The sequence below is a fragment of the Microbacterium sp. Be9 genome (assembly GCF_011754135.1).
Lineage (GTDB): Bacteria > Actinomycetota > Actinomycetes > Actinomycetales > Microbacteriaceae > Microbacterium > Microbacterium maritypicum_A.
Window position 1 is genome coordinate 1,114,757 of sequence record NZ_WNWT01000006.1, and the last position, 23,407, is coordinate 1,138,163.

A 23,407-nucleotide genomic window follows, 5' to 3' on the forward strand; every position below is an offset into this window, starting at 1 on the left:
GCCGACTTTACGCGTCGCGGGTGCGCAGCACGCCCCACGCGACGGCAGCACCGCCCACGACCCAGCAGGCCAGCGTCAGGAACGCAACCGGAGCGTCGAGTGCGGCACCGGCTCCGGGCATGATCGCACTCCGTGCGGCGGCGTCCGGAAGGTAGGCGGCGGCCTGCAGGACCCATGCCCACGTCTCTCCGGCGAAGGAGAAGAAGTTCGCCACGATCGGCAGGACGAACAGCACACCGACGGTTGCGGCGATGGCGCCCGCACCGGAGCGCAGGACGAATCCGAACGCGACGCCGATGAGCGCGAAGACGGCCATCGACAAGGAAGCCACCACGATCGGAAGCACCGATGCTGTCGGGTCCGACCAGTCGATGCCCTGGTCACGCGGGGCGACGATGAGGGAGACGGCCAGCGCGGAGACGACGAAGATCACCAGCGACGAGACGAACAGGAACAGTGCCAGCACCGTCGACTTCGCGGCCAGCACCGAACCGCGAATCGGGTTCGCAGTGAGCGTCGAACGGATCATCCCCGTCGAGTACTCACCGGTGACCGAGATCGCGCCGATGATGCCGGCGAGCAGCATCGTGAACTGGATCGGCATGACCACGGCCTGGATCGGGCTGAAGTCCGGCACATCGACAGCGAGGGCGATGAGCACGGCGATGCCGACCGTGAGGGCGGCGGTGATGCCGATCGACCACCACGTCGAGCGCAGGGTGGCGAGCTTGATCCACTCGCCGCGCAGTGCGCGCATGAACGTCAGCCGACGACCGGTGTCGACGCGTGTCCGCGTGGGAGCGGGAGCCTGTGTCGTGGTCATGAGATCTCCTTGGTGCGGTACTCGACGGAGTCGCCGGTGAGGGCGAGATAGGCGTCTTCGAGTGATCCGGTGGTCGGGGTGAGTTCGTGGAGCGGGATGCCGCGGTCGGCGGCCAGATCGCCGATCCGCGCGGCGGGCAGCCCCACGATGTCGAGCAGATCGGGAGCCGAGCTCACGATCTCCACCTCCGGCCCTCCGACGGCGGCAGCCAGGTCGGCTGGTCTCGGTGTGCGGACCCGCACCGTGTTCCGAGTCCAGGAGCGCACGAGCTCCGCGAGCGGGGCATCCGCGAGCACCCGACCGCGGCCCATCACGATGACGTGGTCGGCGGTCTGCGCCATCTCACTCATCAGGTGGCTCGAGAGCAGCACGGTGCGCCCCTCTGATGCCACGTGACGGACGAACTGGCGCACCCAGCGCACCCCCTCGGGGTCGAGGCCGTTCACCGGCTCGTCGAGGATCAGCGTGTGCGGGTCGCCGAGCAGTGCCGAAGCGATGCCGAGGCGCTGCCCCATTCCGAGCGAGAATCCGCCCGCGCGTTTACGTGCCACCGACCCGATGCCCGCAAGGTCGATGACCTCATCGACTCGGGAGGAGGGGATGCCGTGTGTCGCGGCCATGGCGCGGAGGTGGTTGCGAGCGGTGCGACCGGTGTGCACCGCCTTGGCGTCGAGGAGGACACCGACTTCGGTGAGAGGTGCGCGGAGCTTGCGGTACTCGCGTCCGGCGATGGTGGCACGCCCCGACGTCGGGCGGTCGAGGCCGACGATCATCCGCATGGTGGTCGACTTCCCGGCGCCGTTCGGGCCGAGGAAGCCGGTGACGCTGCCCGGCTTGACCGTGAACGACACGTCGTCGACGGCGGTCTTGTCTCCGAACCTCTTCGTGAGGCCTTCTGCTGTGATCATGGGCACAACGTTACGGAGCGCCCCGGGTGTCGCGCGTCCCCCTCAGGTACACATCTGACGGCGAAGTGTCCGACCCGCGTGGGACATCAGCGGTCAGGCGCGAGGGCGAGCCTGCACCCGCGCGGCCATCTCGTCTGAAGCGATGACGGCCTCGTCGATGATCTCCCGCGACGCCGGTGCGGTCAGCCAGTCATGGCTCAGGGTGGACGGGACGAGGAGGGGCATCCGGTCGTGCAGGTCGACGAGGTGAGGGGGAGCGGGACGCATCACGATGGAATAGCACGTGAACCACTCGCCGTCGGCCGTGCGGCCGCGCTGCGTGACCGCAGCCATGCCGAACAGAGTGCCGTCGTCGACGATGAACTCGTTCCACTGCCGAGACGGCTTCTGCATCTCGTACCAGCTCGTCGCGGGGACGATCGCTCTCGACTTCGCCCCGCCCGGACGCTCCTGCAGCCGCTCCGAGCGGGTGTTGATCGACGGGAACTTCGCCGGCTCGCCGTCGATGAGGAACCCCCACCACGCGGCTTCGAGGGTCGGGGCGGTGTCTGGCTGCACGATCAACGGGTTGAGGTTGCGCAGGTTCTTGCCCGTCGGGCGGACCGTCTCGCCCGCGTTCTCCTGCGCCCACACGCGGAGGCCCTCGAGCACCGCATCGTCGGCGGCGGCGAGGAGTTCGGCATCGGTGAATCGGGGATCGAGTCCGTAGCTCGCGCACATGCCGCCAGCGTAGTCCCGGCCTCCGACATTCGCGGAGAGAGGAGCGGGCGGCGGCTCGGGTAGGGTCGACAGGTGCCAGAGACCCGTCGACTTCCCGCTCCGCTGGCCCTCGGAGGAGCGGTCGCGATCGGTGTCATGACGGCGATCCAGGCGCGGATCAACGGGGTGCTCGGTGTGCGCGTCGACGATGGGATCGTCGCCGGCTTCCTCTCGTTCTCCGTGGGACTCGTGGCGCTCGCCGTCGTGATCTCCGCCCTCCCGTCGGCTCGGCGAGGCGTCGCACGCCTGTGGAGCGGCATCCGACACCAGACGATCCCCGTCTGGATGCTGCTCGGGGGAGCGTGTGGCGCACTCACCGTCTCGACGCAAGGTCTCACCGCCGGTGTGCTCGGCGTCTCCCTGTTCACCGTCGGTGTGGTGGCGGGGCAGACCGTTCACGGCCTCGTGCTCGATCGGATCGGATTCGGGCCCGCAGGAGTCGTGGCGGTCACGCCAGGGCGGGTGCTCGGGGGGCTGCTCGCGCTCGCCGCGGTCGGCATCTCGCTCTCCGGCGACGTGCTGGCCACCGCGCCGCTGTGGATGCTGCTGCTCCCGTTCGCCGCGGGTGTCGGGATCGCCTGGCAGGCAGCGACCAACGGGCGCCTGGCCCAGCGGGCGCGTTCGCCCCTCGCCGCCACTCTGATGAGCTTCATCGCCGGCACCGTGGTGCTCGCCCTGGCATCCGGGGTGAGCATCGCGTTCCGCGGCGCACCGGCGGGGCTTCCCACCGAGCCCTGGCTGTACCTCGGAGGGTTCCTTGGTGCCTCCTACATCCTCCTCGGCACGTTCATTGTGGCGCAGACCGGGGTGCTGCTCATGGGCCTGGGGTCGGTGCTCGGGCAATTGGTCACGTCGGTCGTGATCGACCTCATGTGGCCGCCCGCGGCCGGACCAGCGCTCTGGCAGGTGCTCGCGATGGTCGTCGTGGCCGTCGCGTCGGTGGTGGTCGCGGTTCCGTGGCCGCGTCGCCGCTGAGGGGTTACTTCTTCTCGGCCTTCTTCGCCTTCTCCGCTTTCTTGGCCTTCTTGGCCTTCTTCACCTTCTTCACCTTCTCGGTGTTCGTCGCCGTCTTCGGGGCATTCTCGGTATTCGCGTGCGGCATGCGCGTGACGAGTGTGCGTGCATCGACGGACTTGCGCCGACCGGGCTTCTTGTCTTCGGGCTTGCCTCCCACATACAGCCAGCCGAGGAGCTCCTCGTTCTCGGCGAGGCCGTGAGCTCTGGCGACCGCCTTCGCGCGCGTGTAGTGGCCGGTGCGCCAGATGACGCCCCACCCCGCTTCGTCGAGGAGCAGGCTCAGCATGTGGGCGACACCGGAGGCGACGGCCTCCTGTTCCCAACGTGGTACCTTCTCGCTCTTCCGGTAACTGGCGACGACGGCGATGAGCAGAGGGGCACGAAGCGGCTTCGACGAGGGCGAGGAGTCGCCCTGGGCTTCGGCGATCGCCGCGCCCAGCACCTCGCGATCCGCGCCGCGGAGTTCGATCAGCCGCCAGGGGCGCAGAGAAGAATGATCGGCCACACGGCCGGCCGCCGAGATGAACGTGAGAAGTTCGTCGCGAGTCGGGGCGGTGTCTTCGACCTTCGACCAGGACTGCCGTGCCAGGACAGCGTCGAGGGCGCTCACGAGGCTTCGGGAGTGAAGTTCAGTGCGATCGAGTTCATGCAGTAGCGGTCGCCGGTCGGCGTGCCGAATCCGTCGGGGAAGACATGGCCGAGGTGCGATCCGCAGTTGGCGCAGCGCACCTCGGTGCGCACCATCCCGAGGCTGTCGTCCTCGATGAGTTCGACCGCATCGGGGCGGATCGACTCGTAGAAGCTCGGCCATCCGCATCCGGAGTCGAACTTCGTGCCGCTCTTGAAGAGTTCGGCATCGCATGCGCCACAGGTGTACAGGCCCGCCCGCTCCTCATCGAGCAGCTCGCCGGTCCAGGCCCGCTCGGTCGCGGCCTGGCGCAGCACCGCGTACTGCTCTTCGCCGAGCTCCTCGCGCCATTCTTCTTCGGTCTTGTCCACGCTGTACGACATGTGTCCTCCTGAGTCCCGTCCATTCTCCCCCGTGCGACGGGGTATCGGGTGCTCCGGGTCAGAATGGACGCATGACGGATGCCGTGCAGGAACGATACGCACGATTCGCCCGTGACGAGGCCCCCGGCCGCAGCGCGCTGTACGCGGAATGGGCGGCCGGCGTGGCGGCCGATGTCGAGGTGAGGCGCATCCTGCTGCGGATTCCCGAGACCCGGAGGCAGCCGCCCCTCGTGTTCGCCGTCACCCGTCTGCTTGGGGCCGAGCTCGCCGGTTATCCGCAGTGGCGGGACTTCGTGCTGCGCAACGCCGACGAGGTCGTGGCGGAATGCGCCCGTCGCAGCCTGCAGACGAACGAACCGCTGCGCCTCGCCGCGCTGCTTCCCGTGCTGTCCGAGATCGAGGGTCCGATCGCGTTGCTCGAGATCGGAGCCTCCGCCGGGCTGTGTCTCTATCCCGACAGGTACTCGTACCGCTTCGTCGATGAAGAGGGTGCGCTCCGCGTCGGCCTTGATCCCGTGGAGGGACCGTCGACCGTCGTGCTGGAGAGCCGGGTGACCGGCGCGATGCCCCCGCTGCGGATGCCGCAGGTGGCGTGGCGGGCGGGCATCGATCTGGCGCCGCTCGACGCGGCCGACCCACGTGACCGGGGATGGCTGCGGGGACTCGTGTGGCCGGGTGAGGAGGGACGGGAGCAGCGGATCGATGCTGCGCTCGAGATCGCGGCCTCCGATCCCGCACTGCTCCTCGTCGGAGACGCTCTGGAACGCATCGATGCCCTGGCGGCTGCCGCGCCTGGGAATGCCACGCTCGTCATCACCACGCCCGGAGTGCTGGTGCACATCCCGCGAGCGCAGCGGAACGCGCTGGTCGCCCGCATAGCAGCGCTGGACGCCCGCTGGATCACGATCGATCCGCCGGGCGCGCTCGACGTCTGGGTGCCGTCGGTGGATGCGGACGGCTGGCCGGGCTTCGTCGTCGCCATCGACGGGAGGGTGCGCGCCGCCGCTGATCCCCTCGGAGGCTGGTGGGAGTGGCGAACGTCTCCCTCGACCGTCGCGTCCTAACCTGGACTCATGCTCGGAGACCTGACGGAGCGCGATCGCGCGATCCTCGCCATCGAGGTCGCCTGGCCGCGGCACGGCTCAGCCAAGGAAGAAGTCATCCGCGCCCAGCTGGGCATGAGTTCGGCCCGCTATTACCAGCTCCTCGGGCGGCTCATCGAGTCGGAAGCCGCTCTGGAGTACGATCCGATGCTGGTGCGGCGGCTGCGCCGCATCCGGGATTCACGCGCCAGGCAGCGCTCGGCTCGCACACCGGGTTTCGTCGGCTGAGAAGAGCCGTCGGCGGCTTCCCGAATCGGGTGTTCCGCGCCGCGGATCGGAATGCCAGGAAGGTGACGCTAGCATCGAGGGGTGTCCAAGCCCTCCCGCGATCGCTTCGATGACGTTCCCCGTTCCTCCGGACGTGTGGGAGCGCATCGCGCCGAAGCTCCGGGGATGAACGGCTGGGTCGTGCTGCTCTGGTCCTTCGTCGCCGCCCTCGTCCTCATCATCGCCGGGATCTTCGGTTCCCTCGTGGTGATGGGGCGCATCTCGCTCTTTCCCGAGGCGGCGTCCACGCCGGTCCCCACTCCGGTCGAGACGGGTGTGGTGGACACCTCGGTCTCCGTGATGATCCTCAACGGCACGCCGGACGAGGGGCTCGACACGCAGATGCGGGACGTCCTCGTCAACAATGGATGGGCGCCGGACATCGTCTTCGCCGGAGACAGCTCGAGTCAGGACTTCGCCACCACCACCGTCTTCTACGTCAACGATGAGGATGAGCTCGCCGCGATCGGATTGGCGAACCTCCTCGGTGGCGCTGCCGTGCAGCAGAGCGACTATTACTCCGGTCAGACGGAGGACGGTCTGAAGCAGTTCACGGTGGTGATCGGCCTCGATCGATCGAGTTCCGCGCCCGAGACGCCCGGGGAGACCCCGGCCCCCTGACCTCCGCGTGCGCCACTCCTCCGGCGGCTTGCACTCGAAGGTGTCGAGTGCCAGAATGGCGTTAGCACTCTCTTACTCTGAGTGCTAAACCCAACGTCTACGTCCAGGAGGGACGAAAAAACTCATGGCAAAGATCATTGCTTTCGATGAGGAGGCCCGCCGCGGCCTCGAGCGCGGCCTGAACATCCTCGCCGACGCGGTCAAGGTCACCCTCGGCCCGCGTGGCCGCAACGTCGTTCTCGAGAAGAAGTGGGGAGCCCCCACGATCACGAACGACGGTGTCTCCATCGCCAAGGAGATCGAGCTGGACGACCCGTACGAGAAGATCGGCGCGGAGCTCGTCAAGGAGGTCGCCAAGAAGACCGACGACGTCGCAGGTGATGGCACCACGACCGCCACGGTCCTCGCTCAGGCTCTGGTCCGCGAGGGTCTGCGCAACGTCGCAGCCGGCGCCGACCCCATCTCGCTCAAGCGCGGCATCGAGAAGGCCGTCGCCGCGATCACCGAGGAGCTGCTCGCCAGCGCCAAGGAGATCGACTCGAAGGAGCAGATCGCTGCCACGGCTTCCATCTCCGCTGCTGACCCCGCGATCGGCGAGCTCATCGCCGAGGCGATCGACAAGGTCGGCAAGGAAGGCGTCGTCACCGTCGAGGAGTCGCAGACGTTCGGTACCGAGCTCGAGCTCACCGAGGGCATGCGCTTCGACAAGGGCTACCTGAACCCGTACTTCGTCACGGACCCGGAGCGCCAGGAGGCTGTCTTCGAGGACCCGTACATCCTCATCGCGAACCAGAAGGTCTCCAACATCAAGGACCTCCTGCCCATCGTCGACAAGGTGATCCAGGACGGCAAGGAACTCGTCATCATCGCCGAGGACGTCGAGGGCGAGGCTCTCGCGACGCTCGTCCTGAACAAGCTCAAGGGCATCTTCAAGTCGGTCGCCGTCAAGGCTCCCGGCTTCGGCGACCGCCGCAAGGCGCAGCTGCAGGACATCGCGATCCTCACCGGTGGACAGGTCATCACCGAAGAGGTCGGCCTCAAGCTCGAGAACGCCACGCTCGACCTGCTGGGTCGTGCGCGCAAGGTCATCGTCACCAAGGACGAGACCACGATCGTCGAGGGTGCCGGTGAGGCAGACCAGATCGAGGGTCGCGTCACGCAGATCCGTCGCGAGATCGAGAACACCGACAGCGACTACGACCGCGAGAAGCTGCAGGAGCGCCTGGCGAAGCTCGCCGGTGGTGTGGCCGTCATCAAGGCCGGAGCCGCGACCGAGGTCGAGCTCAAGGAGCGCAAGCACCGCATCGAGGACGCTGTCCGCAACGCGAAGGCGGCCGTCGAGGAGGGCATCGTCCCCGGTGGTGGCGTCGCGCTCATCCAGTCCGGAACGAAGGCGCTCGACGCGCTCTCGCTCACGGGTGACGAGGCGACCGGCGCGAACATCGTCCGCGTCGCGATCCAGGCTCCGCTGAAGCAGATCGCGCTGAACGCCGGTCTCGAGGCCGGTGTCGTCGCGAACAAGGTCGCCGAGCTCCCCGCGGGCCAGGGCCTGAACGCGGCTACGGGCGAGTACGTCGACATGTTCGGCGCCGGCATCATCGACCCCGCGAAGGTGACCCGCTCGGCGCTGCAGAACGCAGCCTCGATCGCGGCGCTGTTCCTCACCACCGAGGTCGTCGTCGCTGACAAGCCGGAGAAGGCCGCTGCTCCCATGGGTGACCCGTCGGGTGGCATGGACTTCTGATCCTGCTCTCATGACAGAACGCCCCCGGCTTCGGCCGGGGGCGTTCTGCGTCGATACGCGTGTGCGTCAGCGGAACAGGCTGGCCGAGTACTGATCGGCGTCTGCGTACTGGGTCGCGACCGCGCCGAGCGACGTTCCGATCGATTCGAGCACCTGCTCCACATGGAGCTGCGCGCCCTGCCACTGCTCGGCGCACGTCTGGAAAGCATGGGATGCCGTGCCGGACCACGTCGACTGCAGCTGTCGGAGCTGCGCCATCAGAGTCGCGGACTCGCCCTGCAAGCGCTCGATCGTTGCGCGGGTGGCGCCGTGGGCCGCGTAGACGGCCTCGGTGTCGACGGTGAAGACAGACATGGGAACTCCTTCTCGTAGGGGTTCCGAGGCTAAGCGAGCGTCGGCGTCCGTATCCTCTCCGGGTCGCTGTCATCCCGTGCGCTGTGAGCAACGGGGCAGCCGGGCAGGCGGTGCAGAAAGCGCCCGGCGTCGGAACGGCCGCTACGGCAGGTCGAGTCGATCCAGAGGCTGCGTGTCTTCGAGGAGATGCGCAGGCGTGGCGCGCGCCGGTGCGAGCGGGAGAGTCACAGTGAACGTCGCACCCCCACCCGGAGTCTCCGATACATCGACGCCGCCGTGGAGCGCTTTCAGGATCGACGCGACGATCGCGAGTCCGAGGCCGGAGCCTCCGGTCTCCCGCGCGCGGGAGGTGTCGGCACGCCAGAAGCGTTCGAAGATCTGCTCCCGGATCTGCGGTGGGATGCCCTCGCCGTGATCGACGATCGCGATGCTCGCGGTGCCGGCCGCCCGGTCGGAGTCGACCACGATCTCGATCGGCCCGTCCTCGGGGGAGAAGCGGCGCGCATTGCCCAGGAGATTCGTGACGACCTGGCGGACCTTGTTCTCTTCGCCGAGCACGATCGGCGGGGTGCGCACGGGCAGATCGGGAACTTCGGTGAAGTCGATCGCGGGAGTCTGGTCCGGCTGCCGTGGGCGTCGGCGAAGACGCGAGAGCGTGGCTCGGGAGAGGCCTCGCGGCGTCGGCGGCTGCGGCGGTTGGAGCGGTGGGATCTCGTGCAAAGGTACCGCGGTCTTGCTGTCCGCGGTGCGGTCGATCACCGTCACGGTCCGGCCGGGGGCCGCGGCACGCAGATCGAGCGCTGCATCCCGCGCGATCGGCCGTAGGTCGAGGGGGACGATCTCCGGTTCGCGCTCCTCGTCGAGCCGGGCGAGAGCGAGGAGGTCCTCCACCAGGACCCCCATCCTGATCGCTTCCTTCTCGATGCGCTCCATGGCCCGCGCCGTGTCCTCCTCGCCCTTGATCGCGCCCATGCGGTAGAGCTCCGCGTAGCCGCGCACGCTCACCAGGGGGGTGCGCAGCTCGTGGCTCGCATCGCCGATGAAGCGCCGCATGTGCTGCACGGTGCGGTCCCGCTGTGCGAGCGAGCGATCGACCCGGTCGAGCATCGTGTTGATGGCGGTGTTCAGCCGGCCGACCTCGGTGGTCGGCTCGAGGTCGGTCAGCCGCTGCCGGAAGTCGCCGGCCGCGATCGACATGGCGGTGGCCTCGACCTGACCGAGCCTGCGGAACGTGAGTGTCACGAGCCCGCGCGTGAGCAGTGCGGCGATCAGGATCGTGATCAGGGCGATCGAGATGTAGATGCCGAAGTACTGGCTGATGATGCGATCGGCGGGTGCGAGAGGAAGAGCGACCAACTGGATGCGCAGGACACCGCCTTCCGAGGGGACGACGGCGACCGCCGCGTGGAACAGCTCGCCTTCGGCTCCCGTCATCTCGAGCGGGATCTGATCCGTGTTGGCGGTCGCCTTCGCGAGCGAGTACTGAGAGGGGAAGAGAGGCGCCTGGCCTGAAGTGCCTCGTGCCGTGGCGCGGAGTTCACCCGTCGCATCGTAGATCGCGAAGGAGAAGTCTCGAGGCTGCTCATCGCGCGGGCTGTAGGTGGTGACGCCGTCGACCGTCACCGTGTCGAAGTAGCGGTCGACGAGATCGCTCGAGACCAGGGCGGGCAACTGGGCATCGATGTTCGCGACCAGGGCGTTGCGCAGGATCGGCACCGTGCCGATACCCGCGACGAGCAGCCCGAGCGCCAGCACCGCCACCGTGACGCCGGTGACCTTGGCCCGAAGGCTGATGCGCCGCCACCAGCCGGTGACCGCATCGGGCTTGTGCGCCATGCGGTCCTCCCCGGTGCGGCGGCTGCGCCGCGAGGCGGCGTCGTTGGTGGTGCGGTGGTCGTCAGACCGTCTTGCCGACCTTCAGCATGTAGCCGAAGCCGCGCTTGGTCTGGATGAGCGACTCCTCGGTGTGCGGGTCGATCTTGCGACGCAGGTAGGAGATGTAACTCTCGACGATGCCGGCGTCACCGTTGAAGTCGTACTCCCACACGTGGTCGAGGATCTGCGCCTTCGACAGCACGCGGTTGGGGTTGAGCATCAGGTAGCGCAGCAGCTTGAACTCGGTCGGGCTCAGCTCGATCGGTTCCTTGCCGACATGAACGTCGTGCGTGTCCTGGTCCATGGACAGCTCGCCGGCGCGGATGATCGACTCCTCGTCGGCCTGCATCGTACGGCGGAGGATGGCCTGAGCCCTGGCGACGATCTCGTCGAGGCTGAAGGGCTTGGTGACGTAGTCGTCGCCACCCGCGTTGAGTCCCTCGATCTTGTCCTCGGTGCCGTCCTTCGCCGTGAGGAACAGGATGGGCGCCGTGAATCCCGCACCGCGGAGGCGCTTGGTCACGCTGAACCCGTTCATGTCGGGCAGCATGACGTCCAGGATGATGAGGTCGGGTTCCTCTTCGAGGACGGCCGAGATCGTGGCGGCGCCGTTGGCGACCGTCTTCACCTGGAATCCGGCGAAGCTGAGACCCGTGGAGAGCAGGTCGCGGATGTTGGGTTCGTCGTCGACGACCAGGATGCGCGGAGCAGTCATGTCCCCATTATGGTGACTTCGGCCATGGGGATGCTGACTATTGTGCGGAACGGCGTGGAGTCGCCCCTTCGGGAAGCGTGCGCACGCATCCTCCGATGCTGCGTGCACAGTCCGGAGGAGCGAGATCGTCCCGGGGGTGGATGCGCCGCACAGGTGCACGGGGGAGGATCGATGCATGAGCTGGAACGAGGACGTCACCGGTGCCCCCGGAAGCCCTGAAGCCCCCGGAAGCCCTGAAGCCCCCGGAAGCACCGTCACCCTGCCGGACGCGCCTGATTTCGATCAGGTCGCCTATCATCGGCTGGCGCATCTGCGTCCGCGGTATCGCTGGTGGCGCATGCTGCTGACCGGACTCGTCGGCATCGCCCTCTACGTCGCGATCCTCGTGATCGTGATCGTGCCGTTGGCCATCGTGTCGATGTTCGTCCCCGGGTGGGGTGTCGAATCGCAGACGCTCCTCACCACCTCGCAGTTCTTCGACCTCGACCGGCCGTGGCTGCTCGTCGCACTGGTGCTGCCGCTGATCCTGATGATCCCCGCACTGCTGCTGGCCTCGCGCATGGTGGAGGGTCGCGGTGTGGGGCTGCTGTCGTCGGTCACCGGACGGCTGCGGATGGGGTGGCTCGGAAAGAGCCTGCTGCTGGCGCTCGCCGTGTTCGCCGTCTACTTCGCTGTGTTGCTGGGCGGGGCGGCCCTGAGCGGCGATGCGGTCGTCGCGGACTTCTCCCACCCCGGGCTCTGGACGATGGTGCTGCTCGTGCTGCTGCTCATCCCTTTTCAAGCCGCCGCGGAGGAGTATGTGTTCCGCGGATACCTGATGCAGTTGGTCGGGAGCTGGCTCCGTCATCCCGCCTTCGCGATCCTGCTGCCCGTGCCGCTGTTCGTGCTCGGTCACGGCTACGACATCTGGGGTGCGGCGAGCGTGGGCATGTTCGCGATCGTCGCCGCCTGGCTGACCTGGCGTACGGGGGGACTCGAAGCCGCGATCTCTCTGCACATCGTCAACAACGTGCTCATCTTCCTGCTCGGATCCGTCACGCTGGTCGATGCCAACGCGACTTCGGGGACCGCCGTCGACCTGCTCGCCTCGGCACTGGCCATGGTCGTCTACGCCCTGCTCGCCGACCGCTGGGCTGCAAGGCTCGGGATCGCACGCACGGCCCGGGCCGCATCAGCGCCGGCCGGAGTGCTCGGAACCCATCGACTGGGCGGCGTACTGCACGGCCGCACCACCGGAGCATGATCTCCCGAGGTCAGGCAGCGATCGCGTCCGAGTCCATGATCGTGTAGCTGTAGCCCTGCTCGGCCAGGAAGCGCTGACGGTTCTGGGCGTAGTCCTGGTCGATGGTGTCGCGGGCCACGAGGGTGTAGAAGCTCGCGGTGTGGCCCGACTGCTTCGGGCGCAGCAGGCGGCCCAGACGCTGGGCTTCCTCCTGACGCGATCCGAACGACCCGGACACCTGGATCGCGACGGAAGCCTCGGGAAGGTCGATCGAGAAGTTCGCCACTTTCGACACCACGAGCAGCGAGATGTCGCCTTCACGGAACGCACGGTAGAGCTCTTCGCGCTCGTCGACCGGGGTCGCGCCGGTGATCTGCGGGGCGTTCAGGGCCTCGGAGAGCGACTCGAGCTGATCGAGGTACTGCCCGATCACGAGGATGCGTTCGCCCTCGTGCTTCGCGATGAGCTCGCGCACGGCCTGGACCTTCGCCGGGGCGGACGCCGCGAGACGATACCGCTCATCGTCGGTCGCCGCGGCGTACTCGAGCCGGTCGTCCGGCGGCAGATCGACGCGCACCTCGTAGCAGGCGGCGGGGGAGATGAAGCCCTGCGCTTCGATCTGCTTCCAGGGGGCGTCGAAGCGCTTCGGGCCGATCAGGCTGAAGACGTCGCCCTCGCGACCGTCCTCGCGCACGAGGGTGGCGGTGAGGCCGATGCGGCGGCGCGCCTGCAAGTCGGCGGTCAGCTTGAAAACCGGCGCGGGGAGCAGGTGGACCTCGTCGTACACGATGAGCCCCCAGTCGAGCGCGTCGAGCAACGCCAGGTGGGCGTACTCGCCTTTGCGCTTCGCGGTGAGGATCTGGTAGGTCGCGATGGTGACGGGCTTGACCTCTTTCGCCTGGCCCGAGTACTCGCCGATCTCCTCGGGGGTCAGACTGGTGCGCTTGAGCAGTTCGTCGCGCCACTGCCGCGCCGACACCGTGTTCGTGACGAGGATCAGCGTCGTCGTCTTGGTCGCGGCCATCGCGCCGGCGCCCACGATCGTCTTGCCGGCACCGCAGGGCAGCACGACCACGCCCGATCCGTCCTTCGCGAAGGCGTCGACGGCATCCTGCTGGTAGGGACGGATGTGCCAGCCGTCCTCGGCGAGGTCGATGTCGTGCGGGGTGCCCGGGGTGTACCCGGCGAGGTCTTCGGCGGGCCAGCCGATCTTCAACAGCTCCTGTTTGATCTGCCCGCGCGCCCAGGCATCGACGACGAACGTCTCCGGTGTCGGGTGCCCGATGAGCAGCGGCTGGATGCGCTTGTTGTTCGCGACCTGCGCCAGCACCGCGGGGTCGGAGGAGCGCAGGATGAGCGTTCCCTCCTCATCGCGTTCGATGACCAGACGCCCGTAACGGTTGACGGTCTCGCGCAGATCGACGGAAACCGAGGGTGGCACCGGGAAGCGCGACCAGCGGTCCAGCGTCTCGAGCATGTCCTCGGCGGTGTGCCCTGCGGCGCGGGCGTTCCACAGACCCAGACGCGTGATCCGGTACGTGTGGATGTGCTCGGGAGCCCGTTCCAGTTCGGCGAAGATCGCCAGTTCATGCCGGGCGCTCTCGGCATCGGCATGGGCGACTTCGAGCAGCACGGTGCGATCGCTCTGGACGATCAGGGGGCCATCAGACATAGCTCACCAGTTTAGCGGTCGTGCGGGGTGCGAGGCCTATGACGCGACGATCGTCGCTGTGAGGATGCTCGACACGGGAAGTGTCCGTTCGACATCGGCTGCACGGTCGCGCCCGCGGAGTCGGCCACCGCCCATCCCGGTCGCTTCCAGGAGGAGCTGTCGGGTGGACCCGTCCGGCATCCCCACCGTGACTTCGAGGACCGACTTCGCCCGCACGGCGGCTTCGAGCTCGCGGTCGAGCCACGCGGCGTCGGCATCGGGCCCCTGGTGGGACCGGAGCCGCGTGATCAGCGGCATGAGGTCTGTGGAGTCTCCGCTCGGAGCGGGGGCAGGGGGAGCGGGGTGGCGCTCCCGCACCAGGAGGGATCCGTCGGGGCCGACGAGCGTCGCGGGGTACCGCGCGTCCGTGAGAGCCCAGTACACCGTGTCGCGTCCGACGCGTGTGGTCAGGGAATCGAGATGCGCCGACAGAGCCAGCGGACGCAGCGACTGGTCCACCGCCATCGCCTGGATGAGGTGAGCGTCGGAGCTCTCGATCCGCGTGCGGCCGGTCTCGTCGTCCGTCGAGACGCGGACGAGTCCGTGACGCTGCGCTGTCTGCGCGATCAGGTAGCCGAGGGGCTGCGGGATTCCCGTGAGGGAGACGGAGGTGAGGAAATCGAGGATCGACGCCTCGGTCTCGCCGGCGACGAACGCGTGCGCCACGGACTCGGAGGTGAAACGGTACGACGACGCCTGGGCCGCGGACTCACGGGCGGCGATCGTGCGCAGCCGCACATCCAGCGCCGGCTGCAGCGGACCCGGTGCGATCGCGGTCAGGTCGTTCTGCAGGAAGATGCGATCGACCTCGGCCGGCAGCAGTCGCGCGAGAGCCTCGGCCTCCGCGTCGCCTCCGCGTCGCAGGCTCACCGCCCATGCGGGTTCGGTGCCGTCTTCGGCGATCAGGCCGAGGAGCGCGGCCGCATCCTGCAGGACGTGCGCACGCTCGGCCCAGGTGGGATCCCAGGGGTGGGCGAACGGCCAGGCCTCCGGAGGAACCCATCCGCCGCCTGCGGAACGGACACCACGGGGAAGGGCGTCCCGGAATGCGGTGACCAAGACAGCCCATCGGTCCGCTGCCGACGAACGCAGCCATTCCTCTGCGGACTGGCTCGATCGCAGCCGCCGGTCCGCGGACACGGCGAGCCCGGCCTGGAGGGCGATCGCGGCGAGGGTGTCGACGATCTCGGTGGGGACGCCGGCCTCCGCCAGCTGGCGCTTCTCACCCGCGCTGACGCCGCCGCCGGTGAGGAGGGCGAAGGGGCTCTCCCTCGCGATCAGGAGCAGGTCGGCGAGGACGGCCACTGTCGTGAAGGCCCGCTCCGCCGCGTGCGCCGCGGCGGTCTCCGAGGACGGAGACGCCGGTGCCGCGGCGGGCGGGAGGGGGATCGAGCGCCCGGCGATCGCGGTCACGACCGGTGGATAGGGGGTGCCGTCCGGGCGGAGCAGTGCGAGCGCCGTTAGCTGTTCCCGGTCCCGCCCGGCTTCGCCGCCGGACGCGGCGTCGAGCAACGCGCGCGCTTCGGATGCCGTGAGCGCGGGCAGGACACGCGACAGCGACGCCGGATCGAGCAGTGCCTCGGCGGCGTCGAAGAAGTCGTGCCACGGGGCGTCGGCGCGCACGGCCCGTGCCGCGAAGAGGCGGAGGAGGTCTTCGTCGCGCGCCGCCGCCAGCCAATCGGCCAGCGGTCGCGCGTGAGTGCTCATGGGCGTGGCCTCAGGAACGCGACGACGCGCGGCCCTTCCGGATGAAGCTCATCGTCAGGAGCGTGATGATCATGAGGAACGCCACCGGCAGTCCCCAATAGGGGATCGCGGCGATCACGGGCCAGATACCCTCGCCGAATGCGGCCTGCCCCATCCCGAGCGCCGTGCCGATGATGATCGCGAAGAAGCACACCACTGACGCGGCGGCGATTCCGAGCGCGGTGAACGCCAGGATGCGATCCAGCCGGCGGATGGGAACCTCCGGTTCCGAGTTCTGCGTGCTCATCCGCATCAGCCTACTCGCACTGAGGCTTCTGCTCTGCGCGCGCCGCGACCGGTAGGCTGGGGACACGCGCACGAGCGCGTCCACTGTTCTGCATATCGATCTCAGCGAGGTTCTCCCATGCCCACCGGCAAGGTCAGGTTCTACGACGAAGACAAGGGTTTCGGCTTCATCGCCAGCGATGACGGCCAGGACGTCTTCCTGCACGCCTCCGCGATGCCTGCCGGCACCGCGGTGAAGGCCGGTGCGCGCGTGGAGTTCGGCGTGGCCGACGGCAAGCGCGGGCTGCAGGCGCTGTCGGTACGTGTGCTCGAAGCGCCGCCCAGCCTCTCGAAGGCCAAGCGCAAGCCGGCTGACGACATGGCCATCATCGTCGAGGACCTCGTGAAGCTCCTCGACGGCATCGGCGGGGATCTGCGCCGTGGACGCTACCCCTCCTCCGCTCAGGGTCGCAAGATCGCGGCCGTCCTGCGCAAGGTCGCTGATGACCTCGAAGCCTGACGCCGACGCGCGTCTCCTCGACGCCCATGATCTCGCGCTGGCCGCGCTGGCCGAGATCACTCCGGCGTCCACCGTCGGCCCCGCCGCCGGATATCTCGCCGAGGACGACGGGTCGGTGTCGCTGCGCTTCGAGAACCGGCTCGCCGGCTACCCGGGGTGGTACTGGACGGTGACCGTCGCTCGCGTCGAAGGCGAGGAACCGACGGTACTCGAGGTCGAGCTCCTTCCCGGTGACGGCGCTCTCCTGGCCCCGGAGTGGGTGCCGTGGGCCGAGCGTCTCGCCGAGTACCGCGCGCATCAGGTCGAACTCGCCGAGGCGGCCGCCGCCGCCGGGGACGACGCAGCCGGCGAGGAAGCGCTCGACGCCGACGAGGACGGTGTCCTCGAGGACGACGACCTCGACGATGACGATGACGATGACGACGGTGAGGCCGACATCCTGCACGCCGGCGACCTGGACGGCGTCGACATCGACGAACTCGATGAGGGCGCCGCCGACGACGAGGAGTCCGACGACGAAGAGTCGGAAGACGAAGAGTCCGACGACGACGCCGACGCCCTCGATGAGGACGCCGGCGAGGTCGACGAGGAGGAGTGACGCCGGGCGCTCAGGCGCCCAGGTTCTCCAGGACATACTCGATCGATCGGGTCAGTTGGCGCACGTCATCCGGCTCGATCGAGACGAACGTCGCCACCCGCAGCTGGTTGCGCCCGAGCTTCCGATACGGCTCCGTGTCGACGATGCCGTTGGCGCGGAGGGCCTTGGCGATCGCCGCGGCGTCGATGCTGTCGTCGAAGTCGATCGTCGCGACCACGGGGGAGCGGTGCGACGCGTCCGTGACGAAGGGCGTGGCGACCGAAGACGCCTCGGCCCAGTCGTACAGCACCGAAGACGACTCGGAGGTGCGTGCGGCCGCCCAGCCGAGCCCGCCGTTGTCGAGGATCCAGCGGAGCTGGTTGTCGAGGAGGTGCAGGGTCGTGAGCGCGGGGGTGTTCAGCGTCTGGTTGAGGCGCGAGTTGTCGACCGCGTTCTTCAGGCTCAGGAACTCCGGGATGTAGCGACCCGATGCCGCGATGCGCTCGATGCGCTCGACGGCAGCCGGCGAGACCGCGGCGAACCACAGGCCGCCGTCGGAGCCGAGGTTCTTCTGCGGCGCGAAGTAGTACACGTCGGCCTGAGCGGCGTCGAAGTCGATGCCTCCCGCGGCACTCGTCGCATCGATGACGGTCAGGGCGCCGTCGGCGGCTATGCGCTGGATCGGAGCGGCGACGCCGGTCGAGGTCTCGTTGTGCGGCCAGGCGTACACATCCACGCCCTCCACGACCTCGGCGACGGTGAGCGAACCGGGCTCGGCCTTGCGCACATCGGGCGCCTCGAGCCAGGGGGCGCCTGCGGAAGCGGCGAACTTCCCGCCGAACTCGCCGAAGACGAGGTTCTGGCTGCGCTGCTCGATGAGGCCGAAGGCCGCAGCGTCCCAGAAGGCCGTCGATCCGCCGTTGCCCAGGATGATCTCGTATCCCTCGGGAATGCGGAACAGAGCGGCGAGCTGCTCGCGGATGCTGCCGACGAGGTTCTTCACGGGCGCCTGTCGATGGGATGTCCCCAGGATCGAGGCTCCCGACGTGACCAGCGCCTCGAGCTGCGCAGGGCGCACCTTCGAGGGACCGCAGCCGAAGCGGCCGTCGATGGGCAGGAGGTCACGGGGAATCTCGATCGCCATGCGTCGATTCTAGGGGGCGCCCGGCATGTCTCCGGACCGCAGCGAGTCCGATGTCGGTCCGGGAATGTAGGCTTGCCTAAGAACCTCGGAGGGCCTGCACATGACCGACCTGATCGACACCACGGAGATGTACCTCCGCACCATCCTCGAACTCGAGGAGGAGAACATCGTGCCGCTGCGCGCGCGCATCTCCGAGCGCCTCGGCCACTCGGGGCCGACCGTGTCGCAGACCGTCGGTCGGATGGAGCGCGACGGGCTCGTCATCGTCTCGGAAGACCGCACGCTCGAGCTCACCGACGCCGGCCGTCGCAAGGCGGTCGACGTGATGCGCAAGCACCGTCTCGCCGAGCGTCTGCTCTCCGATGTGATCGGACTCGACTGGGCGTTCGTGCATGAAGAGGCCTGCCGGTGGGAGCACGTGATGAGCGAGCAGGTGGAACGTCGCCTGGTAGAGCTGCTCGGACACCCGACGGAATCGCCGTACGGCAACCCGATCCCCGGTCTCGACCAGCTCGGCGACGTGCCGGCGCGCACCTTCGACGAGGGGGTCATCGGTCTCGTCCAGCGTCTCAATGCGGCGGGGGAACCGGTCGAGGGCACGGTCCGTCGTCTCGCCGAGCCCGCGCAGGTCGATCCCGAGCTTCTCGAGCAGCTGCGCGATGCGGGAGTCGTTCCCGGAGCGCACGGCGACTTCCGCTTCAGCGAGGGTTACGTGCTCATCCAGATGGACGGCAAGGAAGACGGCCTCGAGCTCCCGGTGGAGCTGGCATCGCACATCTTCCTGGTGGGCGAACCGGCCTGATCCCGCGAGGAATCCGGGTGCGACACCGCCACGCAGACGGGGGGTCGCGGGCTTCTGCGAGGATTGCCAGTTTCCCAGGGTGACATGATCGTTATCTTCCGGTAACCTCGGTCAAGTCGCCAGCGAAGAAGCCCGCTGGAGATGAACCCGCGAAGATCGCCTTCCAGGCTCGTCGTCTTCACGGCAGGAACGCACAAAGTACCCGAGCTACATTCGTGCCACGAGAGCAGAGTGCCGACGAGCCAGCGCTGACCCGAACAGCGTGAGGGCCCAGGAGGACCAAGTTTTGGCCGCAGACATCGAACCGCCCGCGAAGAAGACATCTGAAGACCGCGTACCCGCCCGCCGCACCGGCGCGAGGGTGAGTGCTCGCAAGGCCGTCAAGCCACTCCGATCCATCGCCATCTTCGGGGCCGTCGGCGCACTCGTCGCCGGCATCGCCCTGCCCGCTTTCGCCTCGTCGAAGCCGAGCGAGGCTGCGCCGACGACCGTGCAGCAGCTTGCTGCCGTCGACGCACAGTCGCTCGTCGTCGCCTCCCAGGCCACCGCGGCGCCGCTCGCTCGCGGCACGTTCAGTGCGACGACTCCCGAGGAGATCGCGAAGAAGAAGGCAGAAGAGGCTGCTGCCGCCCGTGCCGCTGCCGCTGCCGCTTCCACCGCATCGACTTCCTCCCGCTTCAACACCGCGGGCTACGCGCTCACGTCGCCGGGATCGGGTGAGGTGCGCTATCCGCTTCCGATGGGATCGTGGAACGTCAGCCGTACCGTGGGCGGTGGGCACAACGGTGCCGACATGCTCGCCCCGGCCGGCACCCCGATCTACGCGGCTGCCGCCGGTGTGGTCCGCGCCTCCGCCGAGAGCATCGGCGGCTACGGCGTGGCCGTGATGCTCGACAGCGTCGTGGGTGGTCAGCGTCTGCAGACCACGTACGGCCACATGCTCTATGGTTCGCGTCAGGTACAGGTCGGCCAGACGGTCTCCGCCGGACAGCTGATCGGCTACGTCGGCAGCACCGGTCGCTCGACCGCGAACCACCTCCACTTCGAGGTCTGGATCAACGGCGGACTCGTCGAGCCGATGTCCTGGCTCTCCGTCAACGCCGGCTGATTTCCGGACACGCCTCCTTCCATTCATCCGCCGTTTCGCCCTGCACCCAGGGGGATGGGTTAGCCTGATCCCGTTGTCGTACAGGTGGGAGAGGCTGATGGAGCGAATACCGACCATCCGAACCATGGATGCCCTCGGTCGTCACGTCCTTCTGCATAGCCCGCAGGGATGCCACGGCGTTGCCGTGCGCGAAAGGCGCTGTCTTTAGACGGCGCCTTTTTTCGTCCCCGCGTTCGATCTGCCTCCTGCACGACCTCGTGTGAGTCGAGAGTGCCGGGAAGCGGTCCCGGCGGATCGAGAGGATGACGAATGCGCACACTGGTCCTGAATGCCGGATACGAACCGCTCGCGATCGTGTCGTTCAAACGAGCCCTGGTGCTGGTGATGAACGACAAGGCGACCGTGATCGAACGCGTGGAGGAAGACCCCGTCTGGGGCACCCACGGCGTCTACGATCGCCCGGCGGTCATCATCCTGGCGCGTTATGTGCGGGTTCCGACGAGCAGGCGCGTGCCGGTCACGCGTCGCGGTGTGCTGCGCCGCGATAACCACCGCTGCGGTTACTGCGGCAAGGCGGCGTCGACGATCGATCACGTGCTGCCGCGTTCGCGCGGGGGAGCGGACTCCTGGGAGAACCTCGTCGCCTGCTGCCTCCGCTGCAACAACGTCAAGAGCGATCGCACACCGCAGGAGATGCGCTGGCAGTTGCGCTTCACTCCGCGTCCTCCGCACGGCACCGCCTGGACGGTGCGGGGGACCGAACGCAGCGATCCACGGTGGGAGCCCTACCTGGCGCTCGCCGCCTGAGACGTCGAAGAGGGGCCACCCTTCGGATGGCCCCTCTTCGACGTCGTGCCCGCGACAGGATTCGAACCTGCGACCTGCCCTTTAGGAGAGGGCTGCTCTATCCCCTGAGCTACGAGGGCGTGCACCCAGTCTAAGCGACCGGATGCACGCCGCCACGTCTCAGTCCTCTCCGCGCCGCCACAGCTTCGACGGCCACCAGATGGCTTTGCCGATGTCGTAGGTCAGGGCGGGAACCAGCAGCGAGCGGACGACGAAGGTGTCGAGGAGCACGCCGAAGGCCACGATGAAGGCCAGCTGCACGAGGAAGAGGATCGGGATCACCGACAGTGCGGCGAAGGTCGCGGCGAGGACGAGACCCGCCGAGGTGATCACCCCGCCCGTGATCGAGAGCCCACGCAGGATGCCCTCCCGAGTCCCGTGCGCCTTCGATTCCTCACGGACGCGCGTCATGAGGAAGATGTTGTAGTCGATGCCGAGCGCGACGAGGAACACGAACCCGAAGAGCGGAACCGCGGGGTCGGCGCCAGGGAACGCGAAGATCCCGTTGAAGACGAGGGCGGAGACCCCCATCGCCGTGCCGAAGGAAAGCACCGTCGTGAGGATCAGCAGCACCGGCGCGAGGATCGACCGCAGCAGCAGCATCAGGATGAACATGATCACCACGAGGATCACCGGGATGATGAGGTTCCGGTCGTGGATCGATGCATCGTTCGTGTCGATCGACGTGGCCGTGACACCGCCTACGAGCGCGCCCATGCCGTCGAGTTCGCCACGCAGCTCGCGCACGGTCGACGCGGCGGCGGCGGAGTCGGCGGCATCGGTCAGGGTGCCCTGCAGGAGCACCTCTCCGTCGACCGTCGTCGGCTCGGGTGCGGGCGTGCCGGGTGCTCCGATCGCCGAGATGCCGTCCTCGGTGACGGGGGCGCTGCCGCTGGGCGAGTCGGCGGCCGTCACGGAGACCCCGTCGACACCGTCGTTCGCGAGCAGGACGTCAGCCGCATCCTGCAGCCGATCCTCCTTCACCACCACGTATACGGGGCTTCCGGATCCACCGGGGAAGTGCTCGCCGAGCGCGACCTGTCCGTCGCGGGCCTCCGACGCGCCGAGCACCAGGTCGGACTGTGGCACGCCATCGGCGTCGAGCTGGGTGATGCCCGCCGCCCCAGCCAGGAGCACGAGCGTCGTCACGATCCAGATCACCCGTGGACGGCGCTTGATGAGGCCGGCGAGACGTGCCCACAGGCCCGTCGTGCGCATACCGTGCTCGGCCGCGACGACCTCCGGTTCGAAGCGGGGGCGTCGCGGCCAGAACACCGCGCGGCCGAAGAGCAGCAGCAGCGACGGCAACAGGGTGAGAGCCGAGAGCATCGCGAACACGATGCCGATCGCCGCGACCGGCCCCAGGGTGCTGTTCGACTTCAGATCGCTGAGCAGCAGACAGAGGAGTCCGGCGATCACGGTGCCGCCCGACGCGACGATCGGTTCGACCGAGCCCTTCCATGCCGCCATGACCGCCGTTCCCTTGTCCTGCGCGATGCGCAGTTCCTCGCGGAAACGCGCGACGAACAGCAGCGCGTAATCGGTGGCGGCGCCGATCACGAGGATGAAGAGGATCCCCTGTGTCTGACCGCTGAGCAGCAGCACCTCGAACTTCGCCAGCCACCACACCACGAGCAGAGCGACGCAGAGGGCGAACAGGCTCGTCGACAGCACGACGAGTGGCAGGAGGAACGATCGGTAGACCAGCACCAGGATGACGAGGACCGCGAGGAGGGCGACGCCGAGGAGCAGCCCGTCGATGCCGGCGAAACCGGCCACCAGGTCGGCGCTGAAGCCGGCGGGTCCTGTGATGTACACGGTGACCCCGTCGGGGACCGCGTCGCGCAGTTCCTCGCCGAGAGCCGTCGTCACGTCCGCGAGCTCGGCATCGGCGTCGATCGGGATGAACGCCTGCACCGCCTGCCCGTCATCGGAGGGGAGCGCCGGAGAGACCTCGTCGCCGACGCCTTCCACCTTCGGCGCATTCGCGACGGCGTCGGAGATCGCGTCGATCTCCGACGCCGTGAGCGCGTCGTCGGACGTGAACACGGCGATCGCCGGGATGGAGTCGCTGTCGTTGAACTCCCCGAGAAGCTTCTGCACCTGGGTGGCATCCGCCGATTCGGGGAGGTAGGTCGTCTGCTCGTTGGAGGACACCTCGTCGACCTTGCCGAACAGGGGCCCTCCGAGTGAGGCACCCACCAGCCAGACGAGGATCAGCGCCACGGGGAGGAAGATCCGCACCCAGGAGTGTCGTCGTGAACGCTCCCTCGCGGGCGGGGTCGGCGTGGCATCGGGGCGGGACATCG

Annotated in this window: 24 protein-coding genes and 1 tRNA gene; 11 read left to right on the plus strand and 14 right to left on the minus strand. The window is 68.3% G+C overall.

Annotated elements, in window-relative coordinates; translation table 11 throughout:
* Positions 1-7 precede the first annotated feature (7 nt).
* The 3 genes from GLO27_RS16405 to GLO27_RS16415 all read right to left on the minus strand — a co-directional run bounded on the left by GLO27_RS16405 (position 8) and on the right by GLO27_RS16415 (position 2,451).
* On the minus strand, positions 8-823 hold the full coding sequence (locus GLO27_RS16405; protein ID WP_021199062.1) for an ABC transporter permease: 816 nt from the start codon (positions 821-823) through the stop codon (positions 8-10).
* Positions 820-1,731 (minus strand): ABC transporter ATP-binding protein, encoded by a 912-nt coding sequence (locus tag GLO27_RS16410; RefSeq protein WP_021199061.1) that lies wholly within the window; start codon positions 1,729-1,731, stop codon positions 820-822. The genes GLO27_RS16405 and GLO27_RS16410 overlap by 4 nt, the downstream gene beginning before the upstream one ends.
* 93 nt (positions 1,732-1,824) lie before the next feature.
* On the minus strand, positions 1,825-2,451 hold the full coding sequence (locus GLO27_RS16415) for an SOS response-associated peptidase family protein (protein ID WP_021199060.1): 627 nt from the start codon (positions 2,449-2,451) through the stop codon (positions 1,825-1,827).
* 102 nt (positions 2,452-2,553) lie between these two features.
* On the opposite strand from GLO27_RS16415, the gene GLO27_RS16420 reads away from it, so the two are divergent.
* A complete protein-coding gene (locus GLO27_RS16420) occupies positions 2,554-3,465 on the plus strand; it encodes a DMT family transporter (protein WP_031206933.1) in 912 nt (303 codons plus the stop codon).
* A 4-nt stretch (positions 3,466-3,469) separates the two neighbouring features.
* Here the strand turns inward: GLO27_RS16420 and GLO27_RS16425 are convergent, their stop codons facing one another.
* Complete coding sequence (locus GLO27_RS16425) at positions 3,470-4,117, minus strand: nitroreductase family protein (RefSeq protein WP_021199058.1); 648 nt, start codon at positions 4,115-4,117, stop codon at positions 3,470-3,472.
* Complete coding sequence (gene msrB, locus GLO27_RS16430; protein ID WP_021199057.1) at positions 4,114-4,518, minus strand: peptide-methionine (R)-S-oxide reductase MsrB; 405 nt, start codon at positions 4,516-4,518, stop codon at positions 4,114-4,116. The genes GLO27_RS16425 and msrB overlap by 4 nt, the downstream gene beginning before the upstream one ends.
* A gap of 71 nt (positions 4,519-4,589) precedes the next feature.
* Between msrB and GLO27_RS16435 the strand changes: the two genes are divergently transcribed.
* The 4 genes from GLO27_RS16435 (at position 4,590) to groL (ending at position 8,253) form a co-directional block, all read left to right on the plus strand.
* A complete protein-coding gene (locus GLO27_RS16435) occupies positions 4,590-5,582 on the plus strand; it encodes a DUF2332 domain-containing protein (RefSeq protein ID WP_021199056.1) in 993 nt (330 codons plus the stop codon).
* A 9-nt stretch (positions 5,583-5,591) separates the two neighbouring features.
* Positions 5,592-5,849 carry a DUF3263 domain-containing protein gene (locus GLO27_RS16440; protein WP_021199055.1) on the plus strand — a complete coding sequence of 86 codons (258 nt, stop codon included), beginning with the start codon at positions 5,592-5,594 and terminating at the stop codon, positions 5,847-5,849.
* Between the two features lie 81 nt (positions 5,850-5,930).
* Positions 5,931-6,509: a LytR C-terminal domain-containing protein gene (locus tag GLO27_RS16445; protein WP_021199054.1), complete on the plus strand. Its 579-nt coding sequence runs from the start codon at positions 5,931-5,933 to the stop codon at positions 6,507-6,509.
* A gap of 124 nt (positions 6,510-6,633) precedes the next feature.
* On the plus strand, positions 6,634-8,253 hold the full coding sequence (gene groL / locus GLO27_RS16450) for a chaperonin GroEL (protein ID WP_021199053.1): 1,620 nt from the start codon (positions 6,634-6,636) through the stop codon (positions 8,251-8,253).
* A gap of 66 nt (positions 8,254-8,319) precedes the next feature.
* Here groL and GLO27_RS16455 read toward each other — a convergent pair whose 3' ends face one another.
* From GLO27_RS16455 to GLO27_RS16465, 3 genes are all read right to left on the minus strand, one after another.
* On the minus strand, positions 8,320-8,607 hold the full coding sequence (locus GLO27_RS16455) for a WXG100 family type VII secretion target (protein ID WP_021199052.1): 288 nt from the start codon (positions 8,605-8,607) through the stop codon (positions 8,320-8,322).
* 141 nt (positions 8,608-8,748) lie between these two features.
* Positions 8,749-10,443, minus strand: a complete 1,695-nt coding sequence (locus GLO27_RS16460; protein WP_021199051.1) for an ATP-binding protein — start codon at positions 10,441-10,443, stop codon at positions 8,749-8,751.
* Between the two features lie 61 nt (positions 10,444-10,504).
* Positions 10,505-11,197 (minus strand): response regulator transcription factor, encoded by a 693-nt coding sequence (locus GLO27_RS16465; RefSeq protein ID WP_021199050.1) that lies wholly within the window; start codon positions 11,195-11,197, stop codon positions 10,505-10,507.
* Between the two features lie 175 nt (positions 11,198-11,372).
* On the opposite strand from GLO27_RS16465, the gene GLO27_RS16470 reads away from it, so the two are divergent.
* Positions 11,373-12,440 carry a type II CAAX endopeptidase family protein gene (locus GLO27_RS16470; RefSeq protein ID WP_167255749.1) on the plus strand — a complete coding sequence of 356 codons (1,068 nt, stop codon included), beginning with the start codon at positions 11,373-11,375 and terminating at the stop codon, positions 12,438-12,440.
* Between the two features lie 10 nt (positions 12,441-12,450).
* Here the strand turns inward: GLO27_RS16470 and GLO27_RS16475 are convergent, their stop codons facing one another.
* From GLO27_RS16475 to GLO27_RS16485, 3 genes are read right to left on the minus strand one after another with little or no spacing between them, the layout of a single operon-like run.
* Positions 12,451-14,091 carry a DNA repair helicase XPB gene (locus GLO27_RS16475; protein WP_021199048.1) on the minus strand — a complete coding sequence of 547 codons (1,641 nt, stop codon included), beginning with the start codon at positions 14,089-14,091 and terminating at the stop codon, positions 12,451-12,453.
* A gap of 36 nt (positions 14,092-14,127) precedes the next feature.
* Positions 14,128-15,837 (minus strand): helicase-associated domain-containing protein, encoded by a 1,710-nt coding sequence (locus GLO27_RS16480; protein ID WP_167255751.1) that lies wholly within the window; start codon positions 15,835-15,837, stop codon positions 14,128-14,130.
* Between the two features lie 10 nt (positions 15,838-15,847).
* The gene (locus GLO27_RS16485; protein ID WP_021200011.1) at positions 15,848-16,123 is read right to left on the minus strand and encodes a hypothetical protein; all 276 of its coding nucleotides are present in this window, start codon (positions 16,121-16,123) and stop codon (positions 15,848-15,850) included.
* Positions 16,124-16,240: 117 nt separating this feature from the next.
* Between GLO27_RS16485 and GLO27_RS16490 the strand changes: the two genes are divergently transcribed.
* Positions 16,241-16,621 carry a cold shock domain-containing protein gene (locus GLO27_RS16490; protein WP_021200010.1) on the plus strand — a complete coding sequence of 127 codons (381 nt, stop codon included), beginning with the start codon at positions 16,241-16,243 and terminating at the stop codon, positions 16,619-16,621.
* Positions 16,605-17,219, plus strand: a complete 615-nt coding sequence (locus tag GLO27_RS16495) for a DUF3027 domain-containing protein (protein ID WP_167255753.1) — start codon at positions 16,605-16,607, stop codon at positions 17,217-17,219. The genes GLO27_RS16490 and GLO27_RS16495 overlap by 17 nt, the downstream gene beginning before the upstream one ends.
* A 10-nt stretch (positions 17,220-17,229) precedes the next feature.
* Here the strand turns inward: GLO27_RS16495 and serC are convergent, their stop codons facing one another.
* Positions 17,230-18,342, minus strand: coding sequence for a phosphoserine transaminase (serC, locus tag GLO27_RS16500; protein ID WP_029258663.1), 1,113 nt, complete (start codon positions 18,340-18,342; stop codon positions 17,230-17,232).
* 100 nt (positions 18,343-18,442) lie between these two features.
* Here serC and GLO27_RS16505 point away from each other — a divergent pair, with 100 nt between their 5' ends.
* The 3 genes from GLO27_RS16505 (at position 18,443) to GLO27_RS16515 (ending at position 21,059) form a co-directional block, all read left to right on the plus strand.
* Positions 18,443-19,144 (plus strand): metal-dependent transcriptional regulator, encoded by a 702-nt coding sequence (locus GLO27_RS16505; RefSeq protein WP_021200007.1) that lies wholly within the window; start codon positions 18,443-18,445, stop codon positions 19,142-19,144.
* Positions 19,145-19,505: 361 nt separating this feature from the next.
* Positions 19,506-20,252: a M23 family metallopeptidase gene (locus GLO27_RS16510; protein WP_036271506.1), complete on the plus strand. Its 747-nt coding sequence runs from the start codon at positions 19,506-19,508 to the stop codon at positions 20,250-20,252.
* A 309-nt stretch (positions 20,253-20,561) separates the two neighbouring features.
* Positions 20,562-21,059 (plus strand): HNH endonuclease, encoded by a 498-nt coding sequence (locus GLO27_RS16515; RefSeq protein ID WP_029258662.1) that lies wholly within the window; start codon positions 20,562-20,564, stop codon positions 21,057-21,059.
* Positions 21,060-21,105: 46 nt separating this feature from the next.
* Here GLO27_RS16515 and GLO27_RS16520 read toward each other — a convergent pair.
* Positions 21,106-21,178 (minus strand) — tRNA-Arg (locus GLO27_RS16520).
* Between the two features lie 40 nt (positions 21,179-21,218).
* A complete protein-coding gene (locus tag GLO27_RS16525) occupies positions 21,219-23,405 on the minus strand; it encodes an MMPL family transporter (protein ID WP_167255755.1) in 2,187 nt (728 codons plus the stop codon).
* Between the last annotated feature and the right edge of the window lie 2 nt (positions 23,406-23,407).